We start from the raw sequence: 26,316 nt of genomic DNA, 5'->3' as shown, positions 1-26,316 counted from the left end.
ACGGGCTTCGCCCGCGCCGCGTCAGCGGCCGGGCGGGCATGGGAAACGGCGGCGCGGGCGGCGCTCATCGCGGCTCCCGCATGGCGCTTTGCGAGAAGCGCGACAACGGCGACATCAGGTACTGCCAGACGGTGCGCCGGCCGACGATCACGTCGGCCGTGGCGGTCATGCCGGGCATCAGCGCCAGGTTGCGCTGGAGCTCGCCGGCGCCGCGGGTGACCTCGATCTTGACGCGGTAGAAGCGTTCGCCGCGCTCTTCGGGCACGGTGTCGGCCGACACCTCGGTGACCACGCCTTCCATGGCGCCGTAGACGCCGTAGTCGTAGGCCGAGACCTTGACCCGGGCGCGCGCGCCGGTCATCAGCTGGGCGCGGTCGGACGGCGAAATCTTCGCTTCGATCACCAGCTTGTCATCGCTGGGCGTCATCTCGATGATGGGGTCGCCCGGCTTGACCACGCCGCCGATGGTATTGATCATCACGCGGTTGACCACGCCGTCCATCGGCGCCTTCACTTCCGAGCGCGAGACGCGGTCGTTGCGCGACTTGATTTCTTCCTGCAGGCGCGCCAGTTCGGTTTCAGCCGCGGTCAGCTCGGTGCGGGCGTCGGAACGGAAGCGCGAGGAGGCCTCGCCCATCTTGGCCTGCGACTCGGCGATGGCCGCGTTCAGGCGCGGGATCATGGCATTGGTGGCCGACAGCTTGCTCTGCGCGTCCTGGGTGCGCGCCTGGGCCTGGATGTCTTCCAGCTGGGAGGCGGCGTTGCGCTCCAGCATGCCGTGGATCAGCTTGTACTGGCGCTGCGCCAGGTCGAGTTCGCTGGCCAGGCTTTTCTGGCGGCTGACCGCCTCGCCCAGCTCGGCCTGGCGCTGCGCCGATTGCTCGCGCAGCACCGACAGTTCCTGCGTCACCTTGGCGCTGCGCGCGGCGAAGGCCGCCTGCTCGCTTTGCACCGCCGGGTCGGCGCGGTCGAGATCGGCCGGCATCTGCAACCCAGGTGAACCCGATGCCTCGGCCGCGAGACGGGCGATCTTGGCGCGCAGGCCGAGGATCTTGACGCGGCCCTCGCCCAGGTCGGCGTTGGCGCGCACGTCGGAAATCGAGATCAGCGTCTGGCCCTTCTTCACCGCCGCGCCTTCGCGCACCAGGATGGAAGAGACGATGCCGCCTTCCAGATGCTGGATCACCTGGTTGTGTTCGGAGGAAACGATGCGCCCGGCGCCGCGCACCACCATGTCGATCGGCGCGAACACCGACCACACCAGCAGCAACAGCAGCAGCGCGGCGCAGGCCAGCACCGCCAGGCGCGGGCGCGGCATGGTGCGCAATTCGCCCAGGCGGCGGTCCAGCCGCGGCGCCAGCCGGCGCATGAAGCCCTTGCCCGGGGATGCGATCCCGTGGGCGGCGCCGGGCTTGATGGACATGGTCACTTTGCACCTGCCTGGTATTGGACGATCACGCGCGAGGCGTTTTCATCGCCGTTCTCGGCGGTGGCCACGCGGCTCACCACGCGTTCCTTTTCGACGCCGGCGTCGATCAGGTAATTGCGCACGGCCACGGTCCGGTAGTAGGCGCGACGGCGACTGTCGCTGTAGCCGCCGCTGCTGATGACGCCGGTCACCACGATCTTGCCCTGGCTGGATTTGACGCGCTTGACCCAGTCGCCGATGCTGCGATCCAGCGCCTTGGTGCCGTCGCCCGACAACTGCGTGGAATCGGCGTCGAAGTTGAGCACCACGGCCTTGTCGTTGGCGTCGATCTTCACGCCCGGCGCGATTTCGCTCTTGGTCGGATCGGTCTTGACCTGGATCGCGTTCGGGCTGGACGGCGCCGCCGCGCTGCGCATGCTGCCGGCGTCCGACTGCAGCGGCGCCGCGGCCAGCTTGGCTTTCAGGTCGGCCACTTCACGCTTCAACTGCACCACTTCCTCGGCGCGGTCGCGCTCGGCCTTGCTGTCGGAGACGTTGACGTCGGCGCCGTCGGGCGTCTTGATGAGATCGTTCTGCTTGCTCTTGGCCACGCCCTGCACCGCCTGCGTCTGGCTTTGCGACACCAGCTTGCTGACCTTCATCTGGGCCAGCTTCTGCGAGTAGTAGAACAGCGTGACGACGAACACCACGACCACGAAGATCATGACCAGCACCACGTTGGACAGCGCGTCCACGAAGCCTGGCCAGAAATTCTGTTCCTTTCCTCCCTCCATGCCCTTCCCCCGAACTATTTGGATGCCTGCGCCGGCGGCGTCGTCAGCGACGACGCCCGGCCGGTATTGCGCAGGATCTGGTAACTGATATCGGCCTGCTGGAACAGCAGGGCCGCGAAGTCCATGCGCGCCTGGTAAGCCTGTTGATAGGCATCCAGCACGTCCAGCAACTGCTTGCTGCCGGTCGACAACTGTTCCAGGAACACGTCGGCGACATTGGCGTTGGTCAGGTAGGCCTGGCGCGAAATGTCCATGCGTTTCCTGACCGCGCCCAGCGTGCGGTAGTTGATCTCGATCTGCTCACGCAACTTGCGTTCCAGGTCCAGCGCGGTATTGCTTTTCTCGACGTACTTGGCGTCGATCTGCTTGGTGTAATACATGTCGCTGCCGCCGTTGAGCAGGTTCATGGTCATCACCAGCATCAGGCGGCGGTCGGTCGCCAGCTGCAGGCTGTTGGTGCTGGTGTCGATGGCGCCGCCGGCGCCGCGCGTCTTCTGCTGCGTCCATTCGAGGGCCAGGGTCGGCGAGAACTTGGCGCGCGCCGACTTCAGTTCCTGGCCGGCCGCCTCGACATCGCGCCGCGCGGCGCGCACGCCGGGGTTGCTCTCGTAGACGTTGTTCAACGCCAGCTTCGAGCTGTCGGGCACCGAAGGCATCATGTGGTCGGGCACCTCGACCTGCTCGATCTTGCGGCCGGTGATCTGGTTCAGAGAAACCATGGCGGACTCCAGCGCGCCTTCGGCTTCGGCCACCGCGGCCTGCGCGGTCAGCGAGCGGCCGCGCACGCGCTCGAAATCGATGCGGCTGGCGCCGCCGCCTTCGAGGCGCTTGCGCATGTAGTCCAGCAAGGCGTCCATGCGCTGCGAATACGAGCGCGAGAAGGACAGCGACGCGTAGGCCCGCATCACGTCGTAGTAGGCCTTGATGGAGTTGTAATAGAGCGTTTCGCGCGCGTCGTCGCGGCGCAGGTCGGCCGCGGCGGCCAGCGTGCTGGATTTGCGGTAGTCGAAGTAGGAGCCCGGCGCGAACACGGGTTGGCGGCCGATCACCGTCACGTCCCAGCGCTTGTGGTCCGAGGCCTTTTGCACCAGTCCGGTGTTGGGATCGATGGCTGAGGACGGCGACGAGTATTCCTTGCCCTTCTGCGCGCGCAAGTCCAGGGTCGGACCCATCTGGCCCAGGGCGGCGTTGGCCTGGTAACGGGCCTGGTCGGCCTGGGCCGAGGTGGCGGCGTAGCTGTAGCTATTGTCCAGGGCCAGGTCGAGCACCTGCGACAGCGTCAGCCGGGGAACCGGGGCGCCTTCGGGAACGATGGTCGCTTCGGGCAGGATGATGGTGTTGCCGCTGAATTCGGCGTCGGATTGGCGCAGCAGCACCAGGATCTCGTCATCCGGGCTGGGGCCGTTCTTGGCATCCACCGGTAGCAGCGCCGGCAGGCGGGCCTCGCCGGCGGCGACGCCGGCCGGATTGGCGCCCAGGCGGATCTGCGGCGGCACTTCCAGTTTCTCGGGGACGGATGCCGCAGGCGCCGATGCGGGCGCAACAGCTGCGGGCGCTGTCGCCGCGGACGGCGTGCGCGCGGGCGGCTCGGACAGCGGTGCCAGCTCTTCCGCGGCACCGGCGAATTGGTGCGCGGTCAAGCCCAAGGAAAGGCTAATTAGAAAACGCTTGCTTTTGAGAACTATCATCAATGCCACGAACCGGCATTCCAGCCGGCCCCCCCGCCCCTATCCAACGAATAAGAAAGAAACCTGCAGTCCCATGCACCGGTTCCTGCTGTCTAAACCCAAGGCCCAGGTATTGTTCTTATTCTTCGGCCAGAAGAAATGGTGATTATATGTCAACAAATCTTTATATTTTGGCAAAAAGAATTCTAACATCCGTACATGGCGGGAAAATTACATAAAAAAGGGAAAAAATCTTTTAATTTCAATTGACTTGATCTATTTCGACGCTCGCCATTATCGGGAGCGCGATGTCATCCCGGTATCGGGAAATTCCGGAACCTGACAAAAACTGATAAAAGTCACCAATATGCGGTTGAAAAACCACAGTTGCTTCCCTATATCCTGCTCATCCACGATTGTTTTTCCCTATCCCCATTATTTGCATCAACAATTCCGGTACTGACTGAAACATGAATAAGGACACAAACATGGCCACCGAAAAACAGACCATGGGCTTCCAGGCGGAAGTCAAGCAACTGCTGCAGCTGATGATCCACTCGCTGTATTCCAACAAGGAAATATTCCTGCGCGAGCTGGTCTCCAACGCCTCCGACGCCGCCGACAAGCTGCGCTTCGAGGCCATCAACGACGGCAGCCTGTTCGAGGACGATCCGGAGCTGAAGATCAAGATCGCCGTCGATCCCGCGGCGCGCACCATCACCATTTCCGACAACGGCATCGGCATGAACCGCGACGAGGCGATCTCCCACCTCGGCACCATCGCCAAGTCCGGCACCAAGGAATTCTTCTCCCGGCTCTCGGGCGACCAGCAGAAGGATGCGGCCCTGATCGGCCAGTTCGGCGTGGGTTTCTATTCCGGCTTCATCATCGCCGACCGCATCACGGTGGAAACGCGTCGCGCCGGCGCCCCGGCCGACCAGGGCGTGCGCTGGGAATCCGAAGGCGCCGGCGACTTCTCGGTGGAAGCCATCGACAAGCCCGGCCGCGGCACCGACATCATCCTGCACCTGCGCGAAGGCGAGGACGAGTTCCTCTCGGCCTGGCAGATCAAGTCCATCGTGCGCAAGTATTCCGACCACATCTCGCTGCCCATCCTGATGAACAAGGAAGAATGGGACGAGGAGAAGAAGGCCAGCGTCGCCACCGACGAACTGGAAACCGTCAACCAGGCCAGCGCCCTGTGGACCCGCAGCAAGTCCGACATCACGCCGGAACAGTACGAGGAGTTCTACAAGCACGTCTCGCACGACTTCGGCGCCCCGCTGGCCTACACCCACAACCGCGTGGAAGGCCGCAGCGAATACACCCAGCTGCTCTACATCCCGGCGCGCGCGCCGTTCGACATGTGGGACCGCAACAAGCGCGGCGGCATCAAGCTCTACGTCAAGCGCGTGTTCATCATGGACGATGCCGAGCAGTTGATGCCGGTCTACCTGCGCTTCGTCAAGGGCGTGATCGATTCGGCCGACCTGCCGCTGAACGTGTCGCGCGAGATCCTGCAGGAGTCGCGCGACGTGCGCGCCATCCGCGAAGGCTCCACCAAGCGCGTGCTGAGCCTGCTGGAAGAACTGGCCAACAGCGATGAGCAGGAGCAGAAGGACAAGTACGCCGGTTTCTGGACCGAGTTCGGCCAGGTGCTCAAGGAAGGCATCGGCGAGGACGCTGCCAACAAGGAGCGCGTGGCCAAGCTGCTGCGCTTCGCGTCCACCCACAACGACAGCGAGGCCCAGAGCGTATCGCTGGCCGACTACGTGGGCCGCATGAAGGAAGGCCAGGACAAGATCTACTACGTCACCGCAGAGAACTACCAGGCCGGCAAGAACAGCCCGCACCTGGAGATCTTCCGCAAGAAGGGCGTGGAAGTGCTGCTCATGACCGACCGCGTGGATGAGTGGCTGCTGTCCTTCCTGACCGAGTTCGACGGCCGCGAGCTGGCCTCGGTGGCCAAGGGCGGCCTCGATCTCGGCCAGTTGGAAAACGAAGCCGAGAAGAAGCAGCATGAGCAAACCCAGGCCGATTACCAGGAGCTGGTCGGGAAGATGAAGCAGGCGCTGGCCGACAAGGCCAAGGACGTGCGCGTCACCTTCCGCCTGACCGACTCCCCCGCCTGCCTGGTGGCCGACGAGAACGAGCTGTCGGGCAACCTGCTGCGCATGCTCAAGGCGGCCGGCCAGAACGCGCCCGAGTCCAAGCCGACCCTGGAAATCAACCCGGACCACCCGCTGGTGCAGCGCCTGAAGTACGAGCAGGCGCGCTTCGACGACTGGTCGCACCTGCTGTTCGATCAGGCCCTGCTGGCCGAAGGCGGCGCCCTGGGCGACCCGTCCGGCTTCGTCAAGCGCTTGAACGACATGCTGCTGGGCATGGCCGCGAAATAAGCGACATCGTCCGGCATGGCGCCGCCGCCCCATCCCCGGATGGCGCGGCGGCGTTTTTCATGGACGCAGGAGCGGCCTGTGTCTTGCCGCGCCCGCCTATCCGTGGGTACCATCGGGCATCGGGCCCCGTCCACCTCCGCACGCAATGGAATTCAACTTCATCACTCCCCGCAAGAACGCCCTGGCTTACCTGGTCAAGATCCTCTCCGGCTGCCTGATCCTGTGGTACGGCCTGCGCGCGGCCGGCATCGAGGAGCCGTACTGGGCGATGATCTCGCTGATCATCGTCACCGAACCCGACATGACGGTGGCCAAGGCCAATTTCCGCGCGCGCCTGATCAACACCCTCTCCGGCTGCGTGGTGTCGTGCATCGCGCTGGTGATCTTCGGCCCGACCTTCCTGGCCATGCTGGTGGCGCTGACGGCCGCCGTGATCGTGGCCATGCTGCTGCAGAACTACCCCAGCAACTGGCGCCTGGGGCCGGCCACGGTGGTGATCCTGCTCTCGGCCGCCTTCAGCGGCAACGGCCTGAACCAGGAGCTGCACCTGGCATTCATGCGGGTGGGCGAAGTCATCGTCGGCAGCACGGTGGCCTTGCTGCAGACCGTGATCTACATCTGGCTGGTCAAGCACCGGCAAGGCCATGACGGCCCCCCGCCACCCGCCTGAGGCCGGCGTGCTGCGAGGCGCGCGGGTGCTGCTGCGCCCCTGGCGCGCGGCCGACCGCGCGCCTTTCGCCGCCATCAACGCCGATCCCCGCGTGATGCGGCATTTCCCCGCCACGCTCACCCGGGCCGACAGCGATGCCGTGGCCGAACGCATCCAGGCGCATTTCGATGAACACGGCTTTGGCCCCTGGGCGCTGGAGATTCCCGGCGTGACCGGATTCGCCGGATTCGCGGGACTGCTCAAGGTCTCCTTCGACGCCCGCTTCACGCCGGCCGTGGAGATCGGCTGGCGGCTCGACGCCGGCCTGTGGGGCCGCGGCTATGCCAGCGAAGCGGCGGCGCTGGCGCTGCACTACGGCTTCACCGCGCTGGCCCTGCCGGAAATCGTCTCCTTCACGGTGCCCGCCAACCATCGCTCGCTGGCGGTGATGCAGCGGCTGGGCATGCACTGCGACATCCGCGAAGACTTCCTGCATCCGCGCCTGCCCCCGCAACATCCGCTGCGGCTGCACCGCCTGTATCGGATCGGACGAGAGGAATGGATGGAGCGCCAGCCCCTTTGACATGTGCAGCGCCCATGAAAAAAGCAGGACCGAAGTCCTGCTTTTTTTGCGTGCCCGACCGGATGATCAGTGCGTCACGCGGGTGGTGCGGCCGTTGGACAGCAGGCGCACGCGTTCGCCGATGCGGAACGGCTCGTCGGCGTCCTGGGTGATGGCGCGCAGTTCGCCGTTGTCCAGGCGCACGGTGATTTCCAGGCCAGGGCGATTGTTCAGGTGGGCTTCGGCCTGGTTGCCCAGGACGCCGCCGGCCAAGGCGCCGACGATGCCGGCCGCCAGCGCGCCGTTGCCGCCGCCGATGCTGGAACCTGCGGCGATGCCACCCAGCGCCGCGCCGCCCAGGGTGCCGACGCCGGTCGATCCCTTGTCAATGGTCACGTTGCGGATGGATTCGACCACGCCCATGCGCACGGTCTGCTCACCCTGCGCCTGGCGGGTGTTATAGACGCTGGCCGAGTTCGGCGCGACGGCGCAACCCGCCACCAGGGCGCCCAATACTGCGATCGACAATAATTTTTTCATGCTTGAGACTCCGACTGAAATTTGGCCCGGCGACCGGGCTGCATAGATTGCCTGCGCCCCGCCGATCGGCATGATCGCGCTTTTTGAGCGGCGGCAAACAATTCTTTACATCTTAATACAAACCGCCCGTTTGGCCGAGCGTCGCGGCCAAACGGGCGGCTTGCCGACACCTCGGGATGCGCCTTTCAGTAGCGGATCCGCCAGCGACGGTACAGGAAGGCCAGCACAAAGAGCGGCCCGACCAGCAAGAAGCGCAGGTCCTCAAAAAAAGACGGTTTCTTGCCCTCGATCTTGTGGCCGACGAACTGCCCGATCCAGGCCAGCACGAACACCACCGCCGACACCGGCAGCACCGCGCCGGACGGCAGCCTGGCCAGCAGGACCAGCATCACCGCGGCCATCGCCATCATGCCCACGGCGAACGGTGGCGACAGGCGCAGGTAATACGCCAGCGAGGCCGCCGCCACTACCAGCGCCACGGCCGGCGACACGGACCAGCACAGCCCCAGCAGCGAGAACACGATGGCCGGGATGCAGACGCAATGGATGATCTCGTTCATCGGATTGCGATGGCTCTCGCCGTAGCGCGCGAGCAGCTGGTCGATGCGGCGCTGCGAAAGATCGTTCATGCCTGCCTCCGATGCGGGTGGGTGGTGCCGGCCGGCGGCGCAGTCCCGGGATGGGTAATCAGCGCCCGCCGGACACGTCGATGAAAGTGCCGGTGGCGTAGGACGACTCGTCCGACACCAGCCACAGGATGGCGTTGGCCACCTCCTCGGCGCTGCCGCCGCGCTTCATCGGCACGGCGTCCTTCAGGCGATCGACGCGGCCGGCCTCGCCGCCGCTGGCGTGGATGTCAGTATAGATCAGGCCGGGACGCACGGCGTTGACGCGGATGCCCTCGGCCGCCACTTCCTTGGCCAGGCCGATCGTGAAGGCGTCGATGGCGCCCTTGGAGGCGGCATAGTCGACGTACTCGCCCGGGCCGCCCAGCTTGGCCGCCATCGAGGAGAGGTTGACGATGACGCCGCCGCTGCCGCCGTGCTTGGTCGACATGCGTTTGACCGCCTCGCGCGCGCACAGCAGGCTGCCGGTGATGTTGGCGATCAGCACGCGGTTGATGCGCGCCGCGTCCATCTGGTCCAGCCGCGACTGGTGCTCCAGGATGCCGGCGTTGTTGACCAGCGCCGTGACCGGGCCGAGCTCCTTGTCCACGGTGGCGAACAGGCGCAGGATGTCTTCCTCCTTCGAGACGTCGCCGCCCACGGTGATGGCGCGGCCGCCGGCCTGGCGGATCTCGGCGGCCACCGCTTCGGCGGCGTCGCGGTTGGACACGTAATTGACCGCGACCGCGTAGCCGCGCCGGCCCGCCAGTCTTGCGGTAGCCGCGCCGATGCCGCGGCTGCCGCCGGTAACGATGATGACCTTGTCTGCCATGTTCTCTTCTCCGTGTAGTTGTGGGATGTGCGATAGCGGAAATTGCACGCGCGGCAATTACGTTAAGATCGCCATTTTGCCGCAAGCGGCGAAAGCGCGGAGCCGGCGCGACAGCATGCCGCGCTCGGCGAAGCCGGGCCATTGTGCCCTGCCCCGCTCCCGCCTGCGCACCCTGTAAATATTTTCATCTTCGCTCCAGCCCCGATGCCCGCCCGCAAGCCCTTGCAATTCACCGCCGCCGATCCGCTCCTGGCCAGCTTCCCGCCGGTAGTCGCCGCCGACACCCGCACACTGATCCTGGGCAGCCTGCCGGGCGCGGCGTCGCTGGCGGCGAGCCAGTACTACGGCCATCCGCGCAACGGGTTCTGGAAGCTGCTGTCGGAAATCACCGGCGAAGACCTGGTGGCGATGGCGTACGAAAACCGGCTGCAGGCGCTGCTGGCGCATCGCATCGGCTTGTGGGACGTGGTCGCCGCGGCGCGCCGCAAGGGCAGCCTGGACAGCGACCTGCGCGACATCGTCCACAACGACCTGGCCGACCTGCTGGCGCAGTTGCCGCAGCTGCAAACCATCGCCTTCAACGGCGGCGCGGCCGAACGCATCGGGCGCAAATCATTGGGAGGGCTGGCGGGGAAATACCGGATCCTGGCGCTGCCCTCGAGCAGCCCGGCGTTCACGCTGGCCTATGCCGAGAAGCTGGCGCGCTGGCGCGACCTGGTGCGGGAATGAAGGAATTTACTTGCGGAAAAACAGGTAGTCGTAGAACTCGCCCGAGAAGCCGCCGTTGAAGATCAGGTACTGCAACGCCTTCGCGAAGAACACGATGCCCGCGAAGACAATGGCCAGCTTGATGCAGAGGATGATATTTTTCAGCATGGGCGCAGTGTAGCCGAGCGCCGCCCAGACAGGACGCCCGGCTTATAAAAAAACCGTGCGAGCCACAATCCATGTCTTATACTTCATCGCATCCTGGCTAACATGAAAGCCGGCCAGACACTCGGTGAAAACTCAACGCACGACCGCTTCGCAATAAATACTGATATCGTGCATTTCATCCAAGGTAGGAATGCTTGCTCGATACTCATCACGAATTGCGTCACCATCCAAGCTCAATATGCTGAAACCGCAGCTTTCCAACAAAGCCAGGAGCTCTTCCCTATCCCAGGCATTTTGATGATTGAAAGTCGGTTCAATCTCTTCGCGTCTCACCTTTTCCGCCAAGGCTTGCGCCAACTCATGAGCACTCAACGTAGTGATCATCTGCGCGAACTCGTGGCCGCTAACCGAGGCCGGACCATGATAGGCCGCAGGGTCCGCGTTAATATTCCATGAGAAATGATCTCCGTACTCTTTGTTCCAATAGCCACAATAAATCATCGAAGCTCGGTTATTGATGTCGTCGATGACTCCGCGCCGCAACCAGGTGGGAATAATGACATCAAGCCCCCATTGCGCAAAGAAATGTGAATCTTGCTCAATCCACGATTTTTTCACCAGATCAAAATCGGGCAATTTAAGAATTAATCTACCGTTTGGGCTCACAACCCGCTGCGCTTCACTCAGCACACGAGCGACGGTTTTATCGTTCAAGTGCTCAAGGCAATGCGAGGAATAAACGATCTGCGTCGTCCCCGAAGCAATTGGAAACATACAGTCCTCGGCAAACCGGAACGGAACAGGATTTCTGCGGCTCGCCACACCGTCGAGATTCAACCATCCCGGATGCTTGAAATTCGGCCCCCCACCAATATTTACTTTGCCGATCTGGTTCATTATCGGAGCAGCCGGCTCAGTAGGATAAACATCTTTCGGCGCAATGGGCTGCGCTTGTAGCGTCTTGGGAACGTACCGGACTGCAGCGACCTGCTTCATAATCTCCGGAGAAAAGTCCTTAATTCCGCGTGCATTTTGTCCTGCGTAGACGTAGCCCGTGGAGGTTTCCGTCGCTGGACAGATCGTGACCTCGATCATGGGCCGCAAGCGGTTCTCGGCCGAAATGCCCCTATGCAGAAGGATCGCTACGTCGGCAAGCACGCACATTGCTGAGTCGCCTTCCAGCCGATGCAGCTGTCCCGAACGATCCGCAATCTCAAGTGACCCATTCCCTGGAGTGAGCGAATTCGGATATATCATCAGCTTCCGGATGTAGTGAGACGAACCATCACAGTGCCAATCCGAAGGACCGTATTGAGTTTGAGGCTTTGCGTTCCACGCACGAACATTGATTACACGCCATTTTTGTGCAATCTGACGCTCTACTAGTTCGGCAATATCCTTCAGGTACTTCTCAAGAACGGCAATCGCATCGGAGCCCGGCTTCCCATAATAGATATTGTCTTTGTTGATTCGCTCGACCACTTCCGACGGCAAATCGGAAAATAGATATCCATCAGCATGATCGTCAATGTCGAATTTGATCTTGAAGTCATCATCAAAGAATCCACGCAAACCTTCAGCGGTTACCGGGTCAACCCCAAATGCGTGGAATCCGTTCTGCAAGAATTCGCTGCGATATAATCCGCCGCCAGACGATTCGATCCATTCTGACTCAAGTTCCGCACCATAGATGTTCATGGCTGCGGAGACAAGTTGAGAGTCATCCAACACATCCGACATTTAAGTTTCCTTGCTTCAATTGGGCTACGCAGCCAATCGGCAGAATATATCCTGATTCATTGCCTTTTTCAAACGACGTGAGCGTCATCCCGCACAGCCTTCAGTCAGCTTCGAACAAACAAACATTTGCCCAGAAAGACCGCGACGTAGGTGCTGAGTTCCAAACGGCTTCCCTGCGATTTCACTAAGCAAATTAAGCTTGTTGCCTCCCTTCCTGTCAGGAAGAAGATAAGGTTGGCACGATTCTCAACTCTTCTACGCAATGCGTAAAAATAGAAAAGCCGCCCGGGATCAACTGGACGGCTTTTGAAATTAGAGAGAATCAGAACGCCGGCACCAGCGATCCCTTGTATTCGGTCTCGATGAACTTGCGCACCTCGTCCGACTGGTAGGCGTGCACCAGCTTCTTCACCCAGGGCTTGTCCTTGTCGTCGGCGCGGGTGGCGATGATGTTGGCGTAGCGGCCGCGCGGGTCTTCCACGGCGATGGTGTCCTTTTGCAGCGACAGGCCGGCCTTGAAGGCGTAGTCGTTGTTGATCGAGGCTGCGGCCAGGTCGTCCAGCGAGCGCGGCAGCTGGGCGGCATCGAGCTCGACCAGCTTCAGCTTCCTGGGGTTCTCCACCACGTCCAGCGGGGTCGCATTGACGCCGTTCTCGCCCACGCCCGGCTTGAGCTTGATCAGACCGGCCTTCTGCAGCAGGAGCAGCGCGCGGTTGCCGTTGGAGGGATCGTTCTGGATGCCGATGGAAGCGCCATTGGGCAGCTGGTCGATCGACTTGTATTTCCTGGAGTAGATGCCCAGCGGCGCGGTGATGGTCAGGCCCACCGGCACGATCTTGTAGCCGCGCGCCTTGATCTGGCTGTCCAGGTAGGGCACGTGCTGGAAGGCGTTGGCGTCCAGGTCGCCGGCGGCCAGCGCGGCATTGGGCTGCAGGTAGTCGCTGAAGACCACGGTCTGGATCTCCAGGCCCTCGCGCGCGGCGACCTTCTTGACCACTTCGAAGGTCGCCTCGGCATTGCCTACCGAGATGCCGACCTTGATCTTGTTCTTGTCCTGCGCCGATGCGCCGTGCGGCGCCAGGCTCAGCGCCAGCGCGGCGAACGCGCCAGCCAGTCTTGCCAATGAAACGAATTGCATGATGCCCCCGAGAAGATAAGGCAGGCATCCTCACACAAAGGCCACGCCGGCTGAACGAATGTATCCGCATGTCGATATGCGGGAAGCGCAGCAAAGCCGCTGCGCAGAACGGCTCCATGCGCCGGCTGCATGTATCATTCGGCATCCGCGGCGCTGCGCCGCCACCTCATTGCCCATCATGCTGATCAGACGAAAATCCATCGAGGCCCAGGCCAATACCAAGGCCGGTCCCAACCGCCGCCGCCAGCAGCTCGAAGCCGACGCCGCCAAGCCGCGCAAGCCCAGGTTCGCGCCGGTGACCCTGTCCGAGCTGGACGGCGTGCGCTACCTGCACTTCGGCACCGAGTGGGTGCAAGGCGCCATGCGCATCCGCAAGCCGGACTGGATCGAACTGGAATACGCGCAGCAGATGATGGCCTGGATGCTGTTCAACCCGTCGCCGCGCCACATCGTGCAGCTGGGCCTGGGCACCGGCGCGCTGACCAAGTACTGCTACCGGGAGTTCGCGCAGGCCCAGGTCACGGCGGTGGAGCTGAACCCGGCGGTGATCGCGATCTGCCACAGCATGTTCAAGCTGCCACAGCCGGATGAACGCCTGATGTTGATCGAAAGCGACGCCATGGACTTCATCGTCCACGCCGCCACGCACGGCATCATCGACGCCCTGCAGGTCGACCTCTACGACGCCACCGCGCGCGGCCCGGTGCTCGATACCCCCGAGTTCTACCAGGCCTGCTACCGGAGCCTGGCCGAGGGCGGCGTGATGACGGTCAACCTGTTCGGCGACCATCCCAGCTACGCCAAGAACCTGCGCGCCATGGAATACGCCTTCGATACCGTGGTCTCGCTGCCCGAAGTGCACGACGGCAACGTGGTCGCGCTGGCCTTCAAGGGCCGCCAGGAGTTCAACTTCGTAGACCTGTACGCCCGCGCGGCACTGGTCGAGGCGCAGACCAGGCTGCCGGCCAAGTCCTGGGTCAACGGGATCAAGAGCGCGCTCTGAGCCCGTGGCCGGCTCGCTGGCCCCGCCCCTGCGGGCGCCCCACCGGGACCGTAGAATATTTTTTAGCTTTTTTCTCAAAAAGGGCTTGCGGTCGAAAAAAAGCTCTCCTATAATGCGTCCTCTCTTGCAGCACTGAGCAACAACGAAGTGCAGCAACGGGGCGTTAGCTCAGTTGGTAGAGCAGCGGACTCTTAATCCGTAGGTCCACAGTTCGAATCTGTGACGCCCCACCAGAATTCAAAGCCTTCCAAAGTTTTCTTTGGAAGGCTTTTCTGCTTTGGCCGCCTGATCGGTGTGAATATCCAACCATGAACCTCGCCCCCGACGACTTCGCCCTGGTGATCGACTCCACCCCGCTGGTGTCGATCGACCTGCTCATCCGCAACGCCGGCGGAGAGGTATTGCTGGGCCTGCGCCGCAATCGGCCGGCGCAGGATTTCTGGTTCGTGCCCGGGGGACGCATCCGCAAGAACGAGGCGCTCGGGGAGGCGCTGCGCCGCATCGCGCTCGCCGAGCTGGGCGCGGAGCCGCAGAGCTGGGAACTGCAAGGCGCCTACGATCACATCTACGACGACAATGCGCTGGGCCGCGCCGGCATCAATACGCATTATGTGGCGCTGGGCTGTCGCTGCGTGCTGCCGCCAGACAGCCGCATCGCGCCGGATGCGCAGCATGCGGAGCTGCGCTGGTGGCCGCTGGAGGCGTTGTTGCAGGATCCCCGGGTCCACCTCAACACCAAACGCTATTTCCAAGAGGCCCCAGCCAACCGGCTGTAGGCCGCACGGCCCTTGCCCCGCCTCATTCCGGCGCCGGGGCCGACACGGCCAACGCCGCCTTGATCGCCAATATCGCATCGTCCCACTGCCCGGCCCGCTGCTGGCGGAACAGGCGCGCCGTCGGATACCAAGGCGAGTCGTGACGGTTGAGGAACCAGCGCCAGTCCGGCGCGAACGGCAACGCGATCCATACCGGCAAGCCCAGCGCGCCGGCCAGGTGCGCGGCGGCAGTGTCCACCGTCACCAGCAGGTCCATGCATGAGAGCGCGGCGGCGGTGTCGCCGAAATCCTCGATCCCCTCCCCCAGCTCATGCCAACCGGCCTGGCCTGCCAGCCACGCCGCATCGGCCTCGCGCAGGTCTGGCTGGACCACGAAGAATGCCAGGTCGCCGCGCGCCTGCGCCAGCGGCGCGAACTGCCGCAGCGGGATCGAGCGGCGGCCATCGTTGGCGTTGCCGGGGTTGCCGGAACAGACGATGCCCACGCGCAGCCGCTTCTGCGCGCGGGGGGCAATGGCGTCGATGCGCGCGGCCCAGGCTGCGCGCCGCCGCTCTTCGGCGCGCAGGTAAGGCGCGCCGGCCGGGATCGCGTCGTACGCGGTATTGCACACCAGCGGCAGGCTCATCAGCGGCAGCTGGTAGTCGACCTCCGGCAGCGGCTCGCCCACGGCGGCCAGCTGCAGTTGCGGGGACGGCGGCAAGCCGGCCATCAGCGGCAGCAATGCCGCCGGCGCCTCAAGCACCACCTGCGCGCCGGCTTCCAGGATCTGCTGCACATAGCGGCTGAACTGGATGGTGTCGCCATGGCCCTGCTCGGCCCATAGCAGGATGCGCTTGCCGAGCAAGACGCTGGCGCCGTTCCACGCGGGAATACCGGCGTGGCGATACGGGTCGGCGCCGCGTCCTTCCCAGCGCCATTCGTAAAGCGGCCATGCCTCCCGCAGGCGGCCCAGCACCAGCAGCGAGAGCGCCAGGTTGAGCTTGGCGTCGGCATCGTCGGGATGGAGGGCAAGCGCGCGGCGGTAGCTGTCGATGGCCTCGTCGTACTGCCGCAGCCGTGCCAGGCTGGTGCCGCGGCTGACGTGGGCATCGGCGTGGCCGGGATCCAGGATCAGGGCCTGGTCGTAGAATTTCAGCGCTTCCTCGAATTGCCCCAGCGCGTGCTCGACCAAACCGGCATCGAGCCAGTAGACGGCCTGCCGGCCGTCCAGCTGCAAGGCGCGATGCATGCTGGCGCGCGCGGCTTGCCATGCCTTGCCGCGCTCCTGCAGCAAGGCCTTGCGGTGCCAGGTGTCGGCGGCGTCGGGTTGCAGCTGCAAGGCTTCGTCCAGCAGCGCGATGGCCTGTCCGTCGTTCTTGCCCGAGGGCGAGAGCGCCTGCAGCGCGGCGGCGGCGGCGATGAACAGTTCCGGCAAGCGCTGGCCGTTCTCGATCAGCTCGCGGTACAGCAGGAAGGCATCTTCGAAGCGGCCCAGTTCGTAGAAGGCGCGGCCCAGCTTGTAGCGCACCGCCAGGGCCTCGCGGGCGCCGGCGGGCAGCACCCGCAGCGCGCGTTGCAAGGCCAGCGCCGCTTCCTCGAAGCGCCCTTGCGCCGCCGCCGCGCTGCCCAGGAGGTGCAGCGCCTGGCTGTTGGCGGGGTCGGACTCCAGCAGGGCGAACAGCGCCTGCTCGGCGTCGGCGTAGCGCTCCTGTTCAAAGAGCTGGAAGGCTTGTCTCAGCGTTTCGGTGGCATTCATGGCGGGATGGACTTGGCAAACCGCCGTATTGTCTCATCCCTGCCATGGCGGCGACGCGCGGTCCGGGCTTTTACATGTCGCTCACCAACGCAGCCCTGGCCTCGTCGGCTGGCGCGTCGCCTTCCATCACGATCAGCCTGGCCGGCGCGGCGCTCGCGCCAGGCGCAGCCAGCTTGCGGGTGGGCCCGATCGCGGTGCCGTTGGACATGCCCTTGGCGTCGGTCACGAAGCTGGCCACCGGCGTCGCCTGGCCGCTCAGGTAGACGTTGTAGTTGGTCTGCGGCTTCAGCTTGAACAGCGACACTTCCAGCGCGTCGACCACGCCCAGGTTGCGCGAGGCCACGAAACCGCGCGCATCGGCCGCCGTCACCGCCTTGAGGCGGATGTTGAGCGGCTCGGCATTGGCCAGCGGCGCCAGGTTTTGCTTGCCGTCGCCCTCCTTGATCACGTTGGACAGAAACACCAGCGCCTGCGGCGCCTGGCCGCCAGCGATGTGGGCCACCACCTTGTTCTGCGCCGGGTCGAGCACCTCCACGCCGTCGCCGTTCTCCAGGCCGACGTAGATACGGCTGCTGTCATCCGAGCTCCAGATGCCGTGCGGCAGCGCACCGGTCGGGATGGTCGCCACCAGTTTCGCATCGGTATCGGTGGTGAATACCTTGACCACGTTCTCGCCGCCCACGGTGACGTAGGCCAGCACTCTGCCATCCACGGTCGCGAAGGCCAGGTGGTTGGTGATGAAGCCGGTGTCGATCACGCCCGTCACCTTCAGCGTGCGCGTGTCGATGCGGGTGACCTTGCCGACGTCCTTGTGGGTCATCCACAGTTCCTTGTGGTCGGGCGTGAACTGCAGGAAGGGCGAGAACGGGCTGACCACGTCGATCTTCCTGATTACCTTGTGCGACTTGACGTCGATCACGTCCACCTGCGGCGTGAAGCTGGCCACCGAGAACGCCAGCTTGCCGTCGGGCATGAACTGCACCATGCCGGGCCCGACCGCGGTCTGGATGCGGCGCTTTTCCTTGAAGCTCTTGGGGTCGATCACCGAAATGTAGTCCTCGCCGCGCACCACCACCCAGACTTCCTTGCCGTCGGCGGTAAAGAAGCCCTCGTGCGGTGAACGGCCGACATAGGCGACGCCCTTGACGGCGTTGGTGGCGGTATCGATGAAGGTGACCGAGTTGGAGCCGTTGGAGACCACCACCAGCGTCTTGTGGTCCGGCGAGAAGCCCATGCCGTGCACGTTGATCTGCCCCTTGTACAGCGGCGAGAGCACGTCCGGGCGCGGATTGCCCAGGCGGATCTGGCCCACCAGCGTGTTGTCGGCGGGGTTGAAGACGGAGACCGTGTTGCTGTTCTGGTCGGCGGTGTAGACGCGGTCGTGCGCGCTGGGCAGCGCCATCGCGGAAGACGCGATCAGGCCGAGCGCGGTGCACGAAACTGCATGGGCGAGCTTATTCATCGTTGCTTGTCTCTCGTTGGGTGGGGGGAAGGAAGGAGTTGCCGATCAGGGCGCCGTGGAGGGGTAGCCGTGGCGCTTCAACCAGGCCTGCATCACCTGGATCTCGTTGCTCTGCTCGGCGATGATGCCCAGCGCCAGGTTGCGCAGCTCGGGATCCTGGCTGTACAGCAGCACCGCCTTGGCCATGTCCACCGCGCCCTGGTGGTGCGGCAGCATCATGGCCACGAAATCGTGCCCGGCGTCGCCGTTCATCGGCGCTTGCTTCATGCCGTGGTCCATCACGTTCATGGCGTCGTCCATCAGGCCGTCGAAGGGCTTGGCGGTGCTGGCGACGAACACCGGCGGCGCGGCATCCTGCTGCGCCTTTGCGTGCATGTCGTGGCCGCCGCGCATGTCGGACATATCGTGCGCCAGCACCGCGGCCGACAAGGGCGCGATGACGCAGGCCGCCAGCAGCAGCCGGTGCAGCTTGTTGTGGGGCCCTGGGCGTGCCGCTTGGGGGGCTGCGTTCATGCTGTCTCCTCGGTCAAGTGATGCGGCCAGTGTAGGCAGCGGGCGGCAACCATCGGATGACAATCGAATGACAAATCTGTCACGCGCGGCAAATAAAAAAGGCCGCATCGCGCGAGGCGATACGGCCCTTGGCAAGCAACCGGTTCAGCGCGTCAGCGCTTGAACACCAGCACCGGATCGGCGCGGTAGATGGCCGGGTACATCTTCTGCAGGTTGGAGATCTTGGGCAGGTCGTTGTAGGCGATGTAGGGCTGGTTCGGGTGCAGCGTGGCGTAGTCCTGGTGATAGTCTTCGGCCGCGTAGAAGCCTTGCAGCGGCGCCACCTGCGTCACGATGGGCGAGGAAAACACCTTGGCCGCATTGATCTGCGCGATGTAGGCCTCGGCGGCCTGCTTCTGCTGGTCGCCGGTGGTGAAGATGGCCGAGCGGTATTGCGTGCCACGGTCCGGCCCCTGGCGGTTGAGCTGGGTCGGGTCGTGCGCCACCGAGAAGTAGATCTGCAGGATCTTGTCGAAGGAGATCTTGCGCGGGTCGTAGGTCACCTGCACCGACTCGGCGTGGCCGGTCGAGCCCGAACTGACCATGTCGTAGGTGGCGGTATCCTTCTTGCCGCCGGCATAGCCGGAGACCGCGCGCAGCACGCCTTGCGTGTGCTGGAACACGCCCTGCACGCCCCAGAAGCAGCCGCCGGCCAGCACCACGGTCTCGCTCTGCGCGCTGGCCGCAAGCTGGGCCTTGCCGGATGCGGCGGGCACCGCGACGGCGGGTTCGGCGGCATTGACGCGCACCATGGCGGCCAGCGACAGGCACAGCGCGGCGGCGGCCGAGACGACGACTGCGGGTTTCAGGATGGACATGGCTTTCTCCGGAGCAAAAATGACGACGATATTGGAATGACTGTTCGGCGCGCTGCGCCCTGCCCCGTCAGGAGCGCGTGGCCGGCGCGCCGGCCTTCTTGCCCTGGCGCCACAGCACGCGCAGCGCCAGCAGCACGCCCACCAGCACGGCGAACAGCAGCGGCTGCGCGATCAGGTTCTTGCCCGACTTGTCCCACCAGTAATGCAGCACGCCCAGCGGCACGATCAGGTAGATCAGCTTGTGCAGCGCCTGCCAGCGCTTGCCGCCCAGCCGGCGCACCATGCCGTTGGTGCTGGTCACGGCCAGCGGGATGGTCAGCGCCAGGGCCAGCACGCCGACCGTGATGAAGGGCCGCTTGACGATGTCCTTCCAGATCTCGCCCAGGTCGAAGAAGTGGTCGAACCAGACGAAGGTGGTGAAGTGCAGGCACAGGTAGAGGAAGGCCATCAGGCCCAGCATGCGACGCATCCTGATCAGCCAGTTCATGCCGGTCAGCTTGCGCAGCGGCGTGACGGCCAGCGTGATGCAGAACAGGTAGAGCGTCCAGTCGCCGGTGCTGTGGGTGATGAACTCCAGCGGATTGGCGCCCAGCCCGCCGGTGAAACCCAGCCCCACCAGGCGCGCCAGCGGCGCGAAGGCCAGCGCCAGCGCTACCCACCACAGCACGGTGACGGTGCGCGGCGCAAGGTTGCGGAGGGCGGCGGGAGCGAGTTGCATGGGGGGCCTCGTCAGGGATCAGAAATACTTGCGCAGGTCCATGCCCGAATACAGGCCGGCGACGTCGTTATAGCCGTTGAACATCAGCGTCTTGCGCTTGGGCGAAAAGAAGCCGTCCTCGCCGATGCGGCGCTCGGTGGCCTGCGACCAGCGCGGGTGATCGACGTTGGGATTGACGTTGGAATAGAAACCGTACTCCTGCGCGGCGTACATGTTCCAGGCGGTCTTGGGTTCTTCCTTGACGAAGCGGATCTTGACGATGGACTTGGCCGACTTGAAACCGTACTTCCACGGCAAGATGATGCGCACCGGCGCGCCGTTCTGGTTGGGCAGCACCTCGCCGTACATGCCGAAGGTCAGGAGCGCCAGCGGATGATTGGCCTCATCCATGCGCAGGCCCTCGCGATAGGGCCAGTTCAGCACCGGATCGTAGAGGCCGGGCATCTGCTTCTTGTCGGCCAGGGTGACGAACTCCACGTACTTGGCGTTGGCGGTGGGCTCGGCCTTCTTGATCAGCGCCGACAGCGAATAGCCGATCCACGGGATCACCATCGACCAGCCTTCCACGCAGCGCAGGCGGTAGACGCGCTCCTCCAGCGGCGCCAGCTTCATCAGCGCATCCAGGTCCAGGGTGAAGGGCTTCTTGACCTCGCCCTCGATGTCCACCGTCCACGGGGCCGTCTTGAGGGTGCCGGCGTTCTTGGCCGGATCGGCCTTGTCGGTGCCGAACTCGTAGTAGTTGTTGTAGGTGGTGGCGTCCTTGTAGGCGGTCTGCTTGTCCATCACCGCGAAGGCGTTGTTGAGTTTGGCGGGCAGCTTGCGCCCCTGCTGCGCGAAGGCCTCGGGAAACGCGCCGAAGCCGCCGGCCAGGGCCGCGCCCGCCGCCATCTTCGCCATGAAACTGCGGCGGCCCAGGTAAATCTCCCTGGGCGTGATTTCCGACGAGGTCGGGATGTCGATCTGGTCTGGACGGATCTTGATCAGCATGGTGCGCTCCGGCAAAAAATGGGGTTGATGCAACGTCGGCGGCCTCGCCTTTGCGACGTGTGGCCATGTTAAAAGCGATGGGGTGACATCCGGGTGGCAATCTGATGACAATTTTGTCATGAAGAAAAACCGCGCCATTGCTAGAATTTGCTGCATTTCTCCAAATCCGACAAGCCTTTCGGCAAATACCACAGCATGGCCATTCTCGTAATCGAAGACGACCCCAAGACCGGCGACTACCTCAGGAAGGGACTGCGCGAGTCCGGCTATGCGGTCGACCTCGCGCGCAACGGCGCCGACGGCCTGCACATGGCGCTGGAGCAGGACTACGAGCTGGTGGTGCTGGACGTGATGCTGCCCGGCATCGACGGCTGGCAGGTGATGAGCGCGCTGCGCGCCAAGCGCGACCTGCCGGTGCTGTTCCTGACCGCCAAGGACCATGTCGACGACCGCATCCGCGGCCTGCAGCTGGGCGCCGACGACTACCTGGTCAAGCCCTTCTCCTTCACCGAGCTGGTGCTGCGCATCCGCACGCTGCTGCGGCGCGGCGTGGTGCGCGAGGCCGAGGTGCTGGAGATCGCCGACCTGCAGCTGGACCACGTGCGCCACAAGGTCACGCGCCAGGGCGTCAACATCGCGCTGACCAACAAGGAGTTCATGCTGCTGCACCTGCTGATCAAGCGCCGCGACGAGGCGCTCTCGCGCAGCGTGATCGCCTCGCAGATCTGGGACATGAACTTCGACAGCGACACCAACGTGGTCGACGTCGCCATCAAGCGCCTGCGCGCCAAGATCGATGCGCCGTTCGAGAAGAAGCTGATCCACACGGTGCGCAGCGTGGGCTACATGTTCTCCGAGAATCCATGACGGCGCCGGCATCCACGGCGCGCGGCTGGACCCTGGCCGCGCGCGTCACGGCGCTGTTCTCGCTGCTGGCTTGCCTGGTGGTGGGCGGCCTGGGCCTGTACCTGAACGGCTCGGCCGCCGCCGCGTTGGAGTTGCGCGCCGACCAGGCGCTGATCGGACGGGTCGAGCACTTCCGCAACCTGATGCACGACCTCTACAACGTCGAGCAGATGGAGCAGCGGCCGGCGCTGTTCGAAAGCATGATGGGCAACGAGCAGGACGTGCGCATCTTCCGCCGCCGCGGCGAGGCGCCCTTCATCCAAAGCAATCCCGATCGCTTGGTGCCGCCGGAGATGGAGCCCATCCCGGTGGGCACGCCGGTGTCCTCCGCCGACATCTTCACCAGCACGCGCGCCGACGGCGTGCGGGTGCGCTGGGTCTCGGCGCTGGCCGAGGTAGGCAAGCCCGGGCTCGGCCACGATGGCGGCGACACGGTGGAGATCGTGGCCGCCTACGTCATGGTGCAAGAGGCGAGCATGATGCGCGCCTATCGCTGGCGCATCGCCGGCGCCGCCGCCGGCGCGGTGCTGATCACCGCCCTGCTCGGCTTCGTGCTGCTTCGGCGCGGCCTGCGCCCGCTGGAGGACATGAGCCGGCGCGCCGCGCAAATCACGCCCGACCGCCTCTCGATGCGGCTGGAACAGGAAGGGATGCCAGAGGAACTGCGGCGCGCGGCGGTTTCCTTCAACGCCATGCTGGACCGGCTGGAAGCCGGCTACGAACATCTCTCGCAGTTCTCCGGCGACCTGGCGCACGAGATCCGCACCCCGATCAACGTGCTGATGGGCCAGAGCCAGGTGGCGCTGGGACAACGCCGCACGCCGGAAGAGTACGAGCAGTTGCTGGAATCGAATGTGGAAGAGTTGCAGCGCCTGTCGCGCATCGTCGAGAACATCATGTTCCTGGCCCAGGCCGACCACGCCACGCTGGCGGTGGAATGCGCGCCGCTGGACCTGGCCGACGAACTGGGCCGGATCGCCGACTACTTCGAAGGCATCGCCGACGAACGCGGCATGCGCTTCGAGCTCGATGCCCAAGGCGTATGCTGCGCCAACCTGGTCATGTGGCGCCGCGCGGTGAGCAACCTGGTGATCAATGCCGTGCGCTATGGCGAGGCGAACACGGCGCTGCGCATCACCGCGCGCGGCGACGATGCCGGCAGCAGCATCATCGTCGAGAACCGCAGCGACGACGCCACGCCCCACGTCATGGTGCGCATGTTCGACCGCTTCTATCGCGGCGACCGTTCGCGCAGCGCCTTCACCGAATCCAACGGCCTGGGACTGGCCATCGTCAAGGCCATCATGGCCCTGCACCGGGGCACGGCGACGGTGGAATGTCCGCAGCCGGGGTGGATACGGTTTACGCTGAGTTTCCCGCCGGCTGGGCGCTGAGAAGCAATCGAACCGCCTTGCGTCAGGATTCCCCGTTCCCTGTCGTTCCTGCGAAAGCAGGAACCCCGTGACGTTTTCCGCGCAGCGACGGCCGTTGAGCGACGCTGGGTCCCTGCTTTCGCAGGGACGACACTGCGGAAATAGCCAACACCTCCGTGCGCCCTAGCCCCCCACTCCTTGCCGTTCCTGCGCAAGCAGGAACCCAGTGGCGTTTGCCGCAGCTGCCTATGTCTTGTCACCGATATTGACCTGCACCACCACCGGCGGCGCGTTCTGCCGCTCCTGCGCCTCGGCCTCAAGCTGAGCCTCGGCGAGCTGGGCCTCGCGCGCTTCCGCTTCGCGGCGCAGCTTTTGCGCCGCCGAGGCGCGGGTGAAGATGATCTTCAGCGCCGCCATCGCCGGCACCGAGAGGAAGATGCCGGCCACGCCGCCCAACTGGTCGCCGGCCAGCAGGCCCAGGATCACCATCAGCGGGCTCACCTCCACGCCCTCGCTCATGAGGTAGGGATTGAGCACGTAATCCTGGAAGACGCGGTAGGCGACGATGAAGCCGAGCAGCCACAGCAGGTGGTCGTAGCCGCTGAAACCGGCCACCACCAGGGCCGCCGCACTGGCCGCCAGCGGCCCGGCGAAGGGGATGAATTCCAGCACCGCCGCCAGCCCGGCCAGCAGCATCGAGTACGGCACGCCCATCAGCGAGAAGGCGATGCTGTAGGCCACCAGCGTGGCGATCGAGAGGAACAGCAAGGCCCGCACGTAGCGCGAGAGCAGCACGTCGAGGTCCTTGATGATGTGGTCCCACAGGCGGCGGTTGGCGCGGCTCATCCAGGACAGCATCTCGTCGCGCATGGCCGGCGCTTCCTTGATCAGCAGGAAGCTGATTACCGGCACCAGCACCAGGTAGATCAAGTTGCTGGCCGCGTGCATCACGGAGACGCCGAACTGCTTGGCCAGCGGCATGGCCTGGTCGGTGCCGTTGGCCAACTGGTCGCGCACGAAGCCCAGGATGCGCGCGCGCAGCGGCTCCGCGAAGCCGGGCAAGGGAATGCGCGAGACCATGTCGTTGGAGCGCAGCAGCGCCGGCAACTGTTCGCTCAGGTGCAGGGCCTCGTCCTGGATGCGCGAACCGAACACGGCGGTGACCGCCGCCGCCACCGCGATCACCAGCATGAACACCAGCGCGATCGACACCGTGCGCGGCACCCGGCGCGGGCGCACGCGCTCCACCAGTTCCACCATCGGATACACCAGGTAGCTGAAGAAAACGGCGAACACCAGCACCAGCAGCGTGGATGAAACGGTGTAGGTGACATACAGCAGCAAGGCCACCAGGAACACGGTCCAGACGATCCTGGCGACGCGGAAATCGAAACCCAACATAGGCAGTCCTTGAACGGGGATGAGAGCGGAAGGCCCGGCGCAGCCCCTGGCGCCGGCCTTCCCTGAAGCAACCCGGCGATGCGCCGATGGCGCCGGGCGCCGTCGTGTGCGCGCACTCCGGGATCGTGAACAGCGTATTTGATCGACATCAAACGTCCTATCGGCCGAGCTCTTCTGTACGTGTAGGAAAGCGGGAGAATGTTGCCATGCAGCGCGACAGGGCTGCGCCTTGCGGAACCGGGAAGTCCGCATGGGCGCGATGCCATCCGCCCCGTCGTCACGATAAATAGTTTCATTATTGAAACTGTTTGCCGCGGTGACACGGATGCGACATTCCCGCACCGTCGCCGCCGGCGTGCCACGGCCTGCGCCCCGCGCCGGCTCTGGCTCATTCTTGCCAGTGATGACTGTTATCAGGAAATTGATGGGCTTGTGTCCTTGTCCGGGGCCGTCCAATTGTTTTAAATTTCAGTAATTACTGAAAATTCAAAATAATCGAAATCATGGAAACCAATACCTTGACCCCGTTGATGCAGCGCTTCATCAGCCATTTCGGCGAAATGGGGAGCCGCTGGGGCATCAACCGCACCGTCGGCCAGATCTACGCCCTGCTCTACATCTGCGGCCGTCCGCTCAACGCCGACGAGATCGCCGAGTACCTCAGCTTCTCCCGCTCCAACGTCAGCATGGGCTTGAAGGAGCTGCAATCCTGGCGCCTGGTGAAGCTGCTGCACCGACCGAACGACCGCCGCGAATACTTCGAACCGCCGGGCGACATCTGGGACATCTTCAAGGCCCTGCTGGAAGAGCGCCGCCGCCGCGAGATCGAGCCGACGCTCTCGATGCTGCGCGACGCCTTGCTGGAGCAGCCCAACGGCCCCGGCGACCGCGAAACCCAGAAGCGCATGCGCGACATGTACGAGCTCATCGAGCTCTCCAGCTCCTGGTTCGACGACGTCCAGCGCCTCTCGCCGGAGACCCTGGTGTCGCTGATGAAGATGGGTTCCAAGGTCAAGAAGCTGCTCGACGTGCGCGAGAAGTTCCGCTTCGGCGCACCGCGCGCCGAGGCTGCCGCAGACAACGCGGCCGATGCGCCGGCTACGCCGGGCGCGCCCGACAAGGAGTAAGACATGCGATTCCCAGGCAAGCTGCCCCGACTGACCCAGCTGCCGCTGGGAGTCGAAATCACCCTGCTGCTGATCGTCAAGCTGGCGCTGCTCACGGTGCTGGCAAGGACCTTCTTCGCCCATCCCGAGGCCAAGCACATGCGCATGCCGACGGCCAGCGTGGAGCAACGCATGCTCTCGCCGGCCGCGGCGCCCGCGCCCTCCACGCATTCCGCCCTGCCTGACACACCCAACACACCGGAGTAACA

The 26,316-nt window shown here is 64.5% G+C and carries 26 protein-coding genes and 1 tRNA gene; 11 read left to right on the top strand and 16 right to left on the bottom strand.

Annotated elements, in window-relative coordinates; genetic code table 11:
* Positions 1-64 precede the first annotated feature (64 nt).
* Genes Herbaro_RS08095 through Herbaro_RS08085 form a run of 3 tightly spaced genes read right to left on the bottom strand, consistent with a single transcriptional unit; the run spans position 65 to position 3,890 of the window.
* Positions 65-1,429, bottom strand: a complete 1,365-nt coding sequence (locus Herbaro_RS08095) for an HlyD family type I secretion periplasmic adaptor subunit (protein WP_342456509.1) — start codon at positions 1,427-1,429, stop codon at positions 65-67.
* Entirely contained in the window at positions 1,426-2,202 is a 777-nt protein-coding gene (locus Herbaro_RS08090; RefSeq protein ID WP_275013307.1) for an OmpA family protein, read from the bottom strand. The genes Herbaro_RS08095 and Herbaro_RS08090 overlap by 4 nt, the downstream gene beginning before the upstream one ends.
* A gap of 14 nt (positions 2,203-2,216) precedes the next feature.
* Positions 2,217-3,890, bottom strand: coding sequence for a TolC family protein (locus tag Herbaro_RS08085; RefSeq protein ID WP_275013306.1), 1,674 nt, complete (start codon positions 3,888-3,890; stop codon positions 2,217-2,219).
* A gap of 467 nt (positions 3,891-4,357) precedes the next feature.
* On the opposite strand from Herbaro_RS08085, the gene htpG reads away from it, so the two are divergent.
* The 3 genes from htpG (at position 4,358) to Herbaro_RS08070 (ending at position 7,500) form a co-directional block, all read left to right on the top strand.
* Complete coding sequence (gene htpG / locus Herbaro_RS08080; RefSeq protein ID WP_275013305.1) at positions 4,358-6,268, top strand: molecular chaperone HtpG; 1,911 nt, start codon at positions 4,358-4,360, stop codon at positions 6,266-6,268.
* A gap of 145 nt (positions 6,269-6,413) precedes the next feature.
* Entirely contained in the window at positions 6,414-6,938 is a 525-nt protein-coding gene (locus tag Herbaro_RS08075) for an FUSC family protein (RefSeq protein WP_275013304.1), read from the top strand.
* Positions 6,913-7,500 carry a GNAT family N-acetyltransferase gene (locus Herbaro_RS08070; RefSeq protein WP_275013303.1) on the top strand — a complete coding sequence of 196 codons (588 nt, stop codon included), beginning with the start codon at positions 6,913-6,915 and terminating at the stop codon, positions 7,498-7,500. Before Herbaro_RS08075 ends, Herbaro_RS08070 begins: the two co-directional genes overlap by 26 nt.
* Positions 7,501-7,566: 66 nt before the next feature.
* Here Herbaro_RS08070 and Herbaro_RS08065 read toward each other — a convergent pair whose 3' ends face one another.
* The 3 genes from Herbaro_RS08065 to Herbaro_RS08055 all read right to left on the bottom strand — a co-directional run bounded on the left by Herbaro_RS08065 (position 7,567) and on the right by Herbaro_RS08055 (position 9,456).
* Positions 7,567-8,019 (bottom strand): outer membrane lipoprotein, encoded by a 453-nt coding sequence (locus Herbaro_RS08065; RefSeq protein WP_275013302.1) that lies wholly within the window; start codon positions 8,017-8,019, stop codon positions 7,567-7,569.
* Between the two features lie 185 nt (positions 8,020-8,204).
* Complete coding sequence (locus Herbaro_RS08060; protein ID WP_275013301.1) at positions 8,205-8,648, bottom strand: Mpo1 family 2-hydroxy fatty acid dioxygenase; 444 nt, start codon at positions 8,646-8,648, stop codon at positions 8,205-8,207.
* Positions 8,649-8,706: 58 nt separating this feature from the next.
* Complete coding sequence (locus Herbaro_RS08055; protein WP_275013300.1) at positions 8,707-9,456, bottom strand: SDR family oxidoreductase; 750 nt, start codon at positions 9,454-9,456, stop codon at positions 8,707-8,709.
* A 204-nt stretch (positions 9,457-9,660) separates the two neighbouring features.
* Between Herbaro_RS08055 and Herbaro_RS08050 the strand changes: the two genes are divergently transcribed.
* On the top strand, positions 9,661-10,185 hold the full coding sequence (locus Herbaro_RS08050; protein ID WP_275013299.1) for a DNA-deoxyinosine glycosylase: 525 nt from the start codon (positions 9,661-9,663) through the stop codon (positions 10,183-10,185).
* Positions 10,186-10,191: 6 nt separating this feature from the next.
* On the opposite strand, the gene Herbaro_RS08045 is transcribed toward Herbaro_RS08050, so the two are convergent.
* From Herbaro_RS08045 to Herbaro_RS08035, 3 genes are all read right to left on the bottom strand, one after another.
* A complete protein-coding gene (locus Herbaro_RS08045) occupies positions 10,192-10,332 on the bottom strand; it encodes a hypothetical protein (RefSeq protein WP_275013298.1) in 141 nt (46 codons plus the stop codon).
* 132 nt (positions 10,333-10,464) lie between these two features.
* On the bottom strand, positions 10,465-12,072 hold the full coding sequence (locus tag Herbaro_RS08040; RefSeq protein ID WP_275013297.1) for a methyltransferase domain-containing protein: 1,608 nt from the start codon (positions 12,070-12,072) through the stop codon (positions 10,465-10,467).
* A gap of 322 nt (positions 12,073-12,394) precedes the next feature.
* Positions 12,395-13,210: a MetQ/NlpA family ABC transporter substrate-binding protein gene (locus Herbaro_RS08035; protein ID WP_275013296.1), complete on the bottom strand. Its 816-nt coding sequence runs from the start codon at positions 13,208-13,210 to the stop codon at positions 12,395-12,397.
* A 178-nt stretch (positions 13,211-13,388) separates the two neighbouring features.
* Between Herbaro_RS08035 and Herbaro_RS08030 the strand changes: the two genes are divergently transcribed.
* The 3 genes from Herbaro_RS08030 (at position 13,389) to Herbaro_RS08020 (ending at position 14,989) form a co-directional block, all read left to right on the top strand.
* Complete coding sequence (locus Herbaro_RS08030; RefSeq protein ID WP_275013295.1) at positions 13,389-14,213, top strand: spermine/spermidine synthase domain-containing protein; 825 nt, start codon at positions 13,389-13,391, stop codon at positions 14,211-14,213.
* A 157-nt stretch (positions 14,214-14,370) separates the two neighbouring features.
* Positions 14,371-14,446, top strand: a tRNA-Lys gene (locus Herbaro_RS08025).
* 75 nt (positions 14,447-14,521) lie between these two features.
* On the top strand, positions 14,522-14,989 hold the full coding sequence (locus Herbaro_RS08020; protein WP_275013294.1) for a GDP-mannose mannosyl hydrolase: 468 nt from the start codon (positions 14,522-14,524) through the stop codon (positions 14,987-14,989).
* 22 nt (positions 14,990-15,011) lie between these two features.
* Here the strand turns inward: Herbaro_RS08020 and Herbaro_RS08015 are convergent, their stop codons facing one another.
* From Herbaro_RS08015 to msrP, 6 genes are all read right to left on the bottom strand, one after another.
* Positions 15,012-16,724 carry a tetratricopeptide repeat protein gene (locus Herbaro_RS08015; protein WP_275013293.1) on the bottom strand — a complete coding sequence of 571 codons (1,713 nt, stop codon included), beginning with the start codon at positions 16,722-16,724 and terminating at the stop codon, positions 15,012-15,014.
* 70 nt (positions 16,725-16,794) lie between these two features.
* On the bottom strand, positions 16,795-18,186 hold the full coding sequence (locus tag Herbaro_RS08010; protein WP_446719313.1) for a YVTN family beta-propeller repeat protein: 1,392 nt from the start codon (positions 18,184-18,186) through the stop codon (positions 16,795-16,797).
* 45 nt (positions 18,187-18,231) lie between these two features.
* Positions 18,232-18,588 carry a DUF305 domain-containing protein gene (locus tag Herbaro_RS08005; RefSeq protein ID WP_275013987.1) on the bottom strand — a complete coding sequence of 119 codons (357 nt, stop codon included), beginning with the start codon at positions 18,586-18,588 and terminating at the stop codon, positions 18,232-18,234.
* A 263-nt stretch (positions 18,589-18,851) separates the two neighbouring features.
* Positions 18,852-19,556: a peptide-methionine (S)-S-oxide reductase MsrA gene (msrA, locus tag Herbaro_RS08000; RefSeq protein WP_275013292.1), complete on the bottom strand. Its 705-nt coding sequence runs from the start codon at positions 19,554-19,556 to the stop codon at positions 18,852-18,854.
* Positions 19,557-19,623: 67 nt separating this feature from the next.
* A complete protein-coding gene (locus Herbaro_RS07995) occupies positions 19,624-20,274 on the bottom strand; it encodes a protein-methionine-sulfoxide reductase heme-binding subunit MsrQ (RefSeq protein WP_275013291.1) in 651 nt (216 codons plus the stop codon).
* An 18-nt stretch (positions 20,275-20,292) separates the two neighbouring features.
* Complete coding sequence (gene msrP / locus Herbaro_RS07990; protein ID WP_275013290.1) at positions 20,293-21,261, bottom strand: protein-methionine-sulfoxide reductase catalytic subunit MsrP; 969 nt, start codon at positions 21,259-21,261, stop codon at positions 20,293-20,295.
* A 195-nt stretch (positions 21,262-21,456) separates the two neighbouring features.
* Between msrP and Herbaro_RS07985 the strand changes: the two genes are divergently transcribed.
* Both Herbaro_RS07985 and Herbaro_RS07980 read left to right on the top strand, forming a co-directional pair.
* Entirely contained in the window at positions 21,457-22,128 is a 672-nt protein-coding gene (locus Herbaro_RS07985; RefSeq protein WP_275013289.1) for a heavy metal response regulator transcription factor, read from the top strand.
* Positions 22,125-23,561, top strand: coding sequence for a heavy metal sensor histidine kinase (locus Herbaro_RS07980; protein ID WP_275013288.1), 1,437 nt, complete (start codon positions 22,125-22,127; stop codon positions 23,559-23,561). Before Herbaro_RS07985 ends, Herbaro_RS07980 begins: the two co-directional genes overlap by 4 nt.
* 225 nt (positions 23,562-23,786) lie before the next feature.
* Here the strand turns inward: Herbaro_RS07980 and Herbaro_RS07975 are convergent, their stop codons facing one another.
* Complete coding sequence (locus Herbaro_RS07975; RefSeq protein ID WP_275013287.1) at positions 23,787-24,941, bottom strand: AI-2E family transporter; 1,155 nt, start codon at positions 24,939-24,941, stop codon at positions 23,787-23,789.
* A 503-nt stretch (positions 24,942-25,444) separates the two neighbouring features.
* On the opposite strand from Herbaro_RS07975, the gene Herbaro_RS07970 reads away from it, so the two are divergent.
* The gene (locus Herbaro_RS07970) at positions 25,445-26,068 is read left to right on the top strand and encodes a GbsR/MarR family transcriptional regulator (protein WP_275013286.1); all 624 of its coding nucleotides are present in this window, start codon (positions 25,445-25,447) and stop codon (positions 26,066-26,068) included.
* 3 nt (positions 26,069-26,071) lie between these two features.
* The gene (gene cydP / locus Herbaro_RS07965; RefSeq protein ID WP_275013285.1) at positions 26,072-26,314 is read left to right on the top strand and encodes a cytochrome oxidase putative small subunit CydP; all 243 of its coding nucleotides are present in this window, start codon (positions 26,072-26,074) and stop codon (positions 26,312-26,314) included.
* The last annotated feature ends 2 nt before the right edge of the window (positions 26,315-26,316 follow it).

It is taken from the genome of Herbaspirillum sp. WKF16, assembly GCF_028993615.1.
In the GTDB taxonomy this organism is placed as follows: Bacteria; Pseudomonadota; Gammaproteobacteria; order Burkholderiales; family Burkholderiaceae_D; genus Herbaspirillum.
The sequence above is the reverse complement of the archived record's forward strand: the minus strand, read 5'-3'. Positions and strand labels throughout refer to the sequence as shown.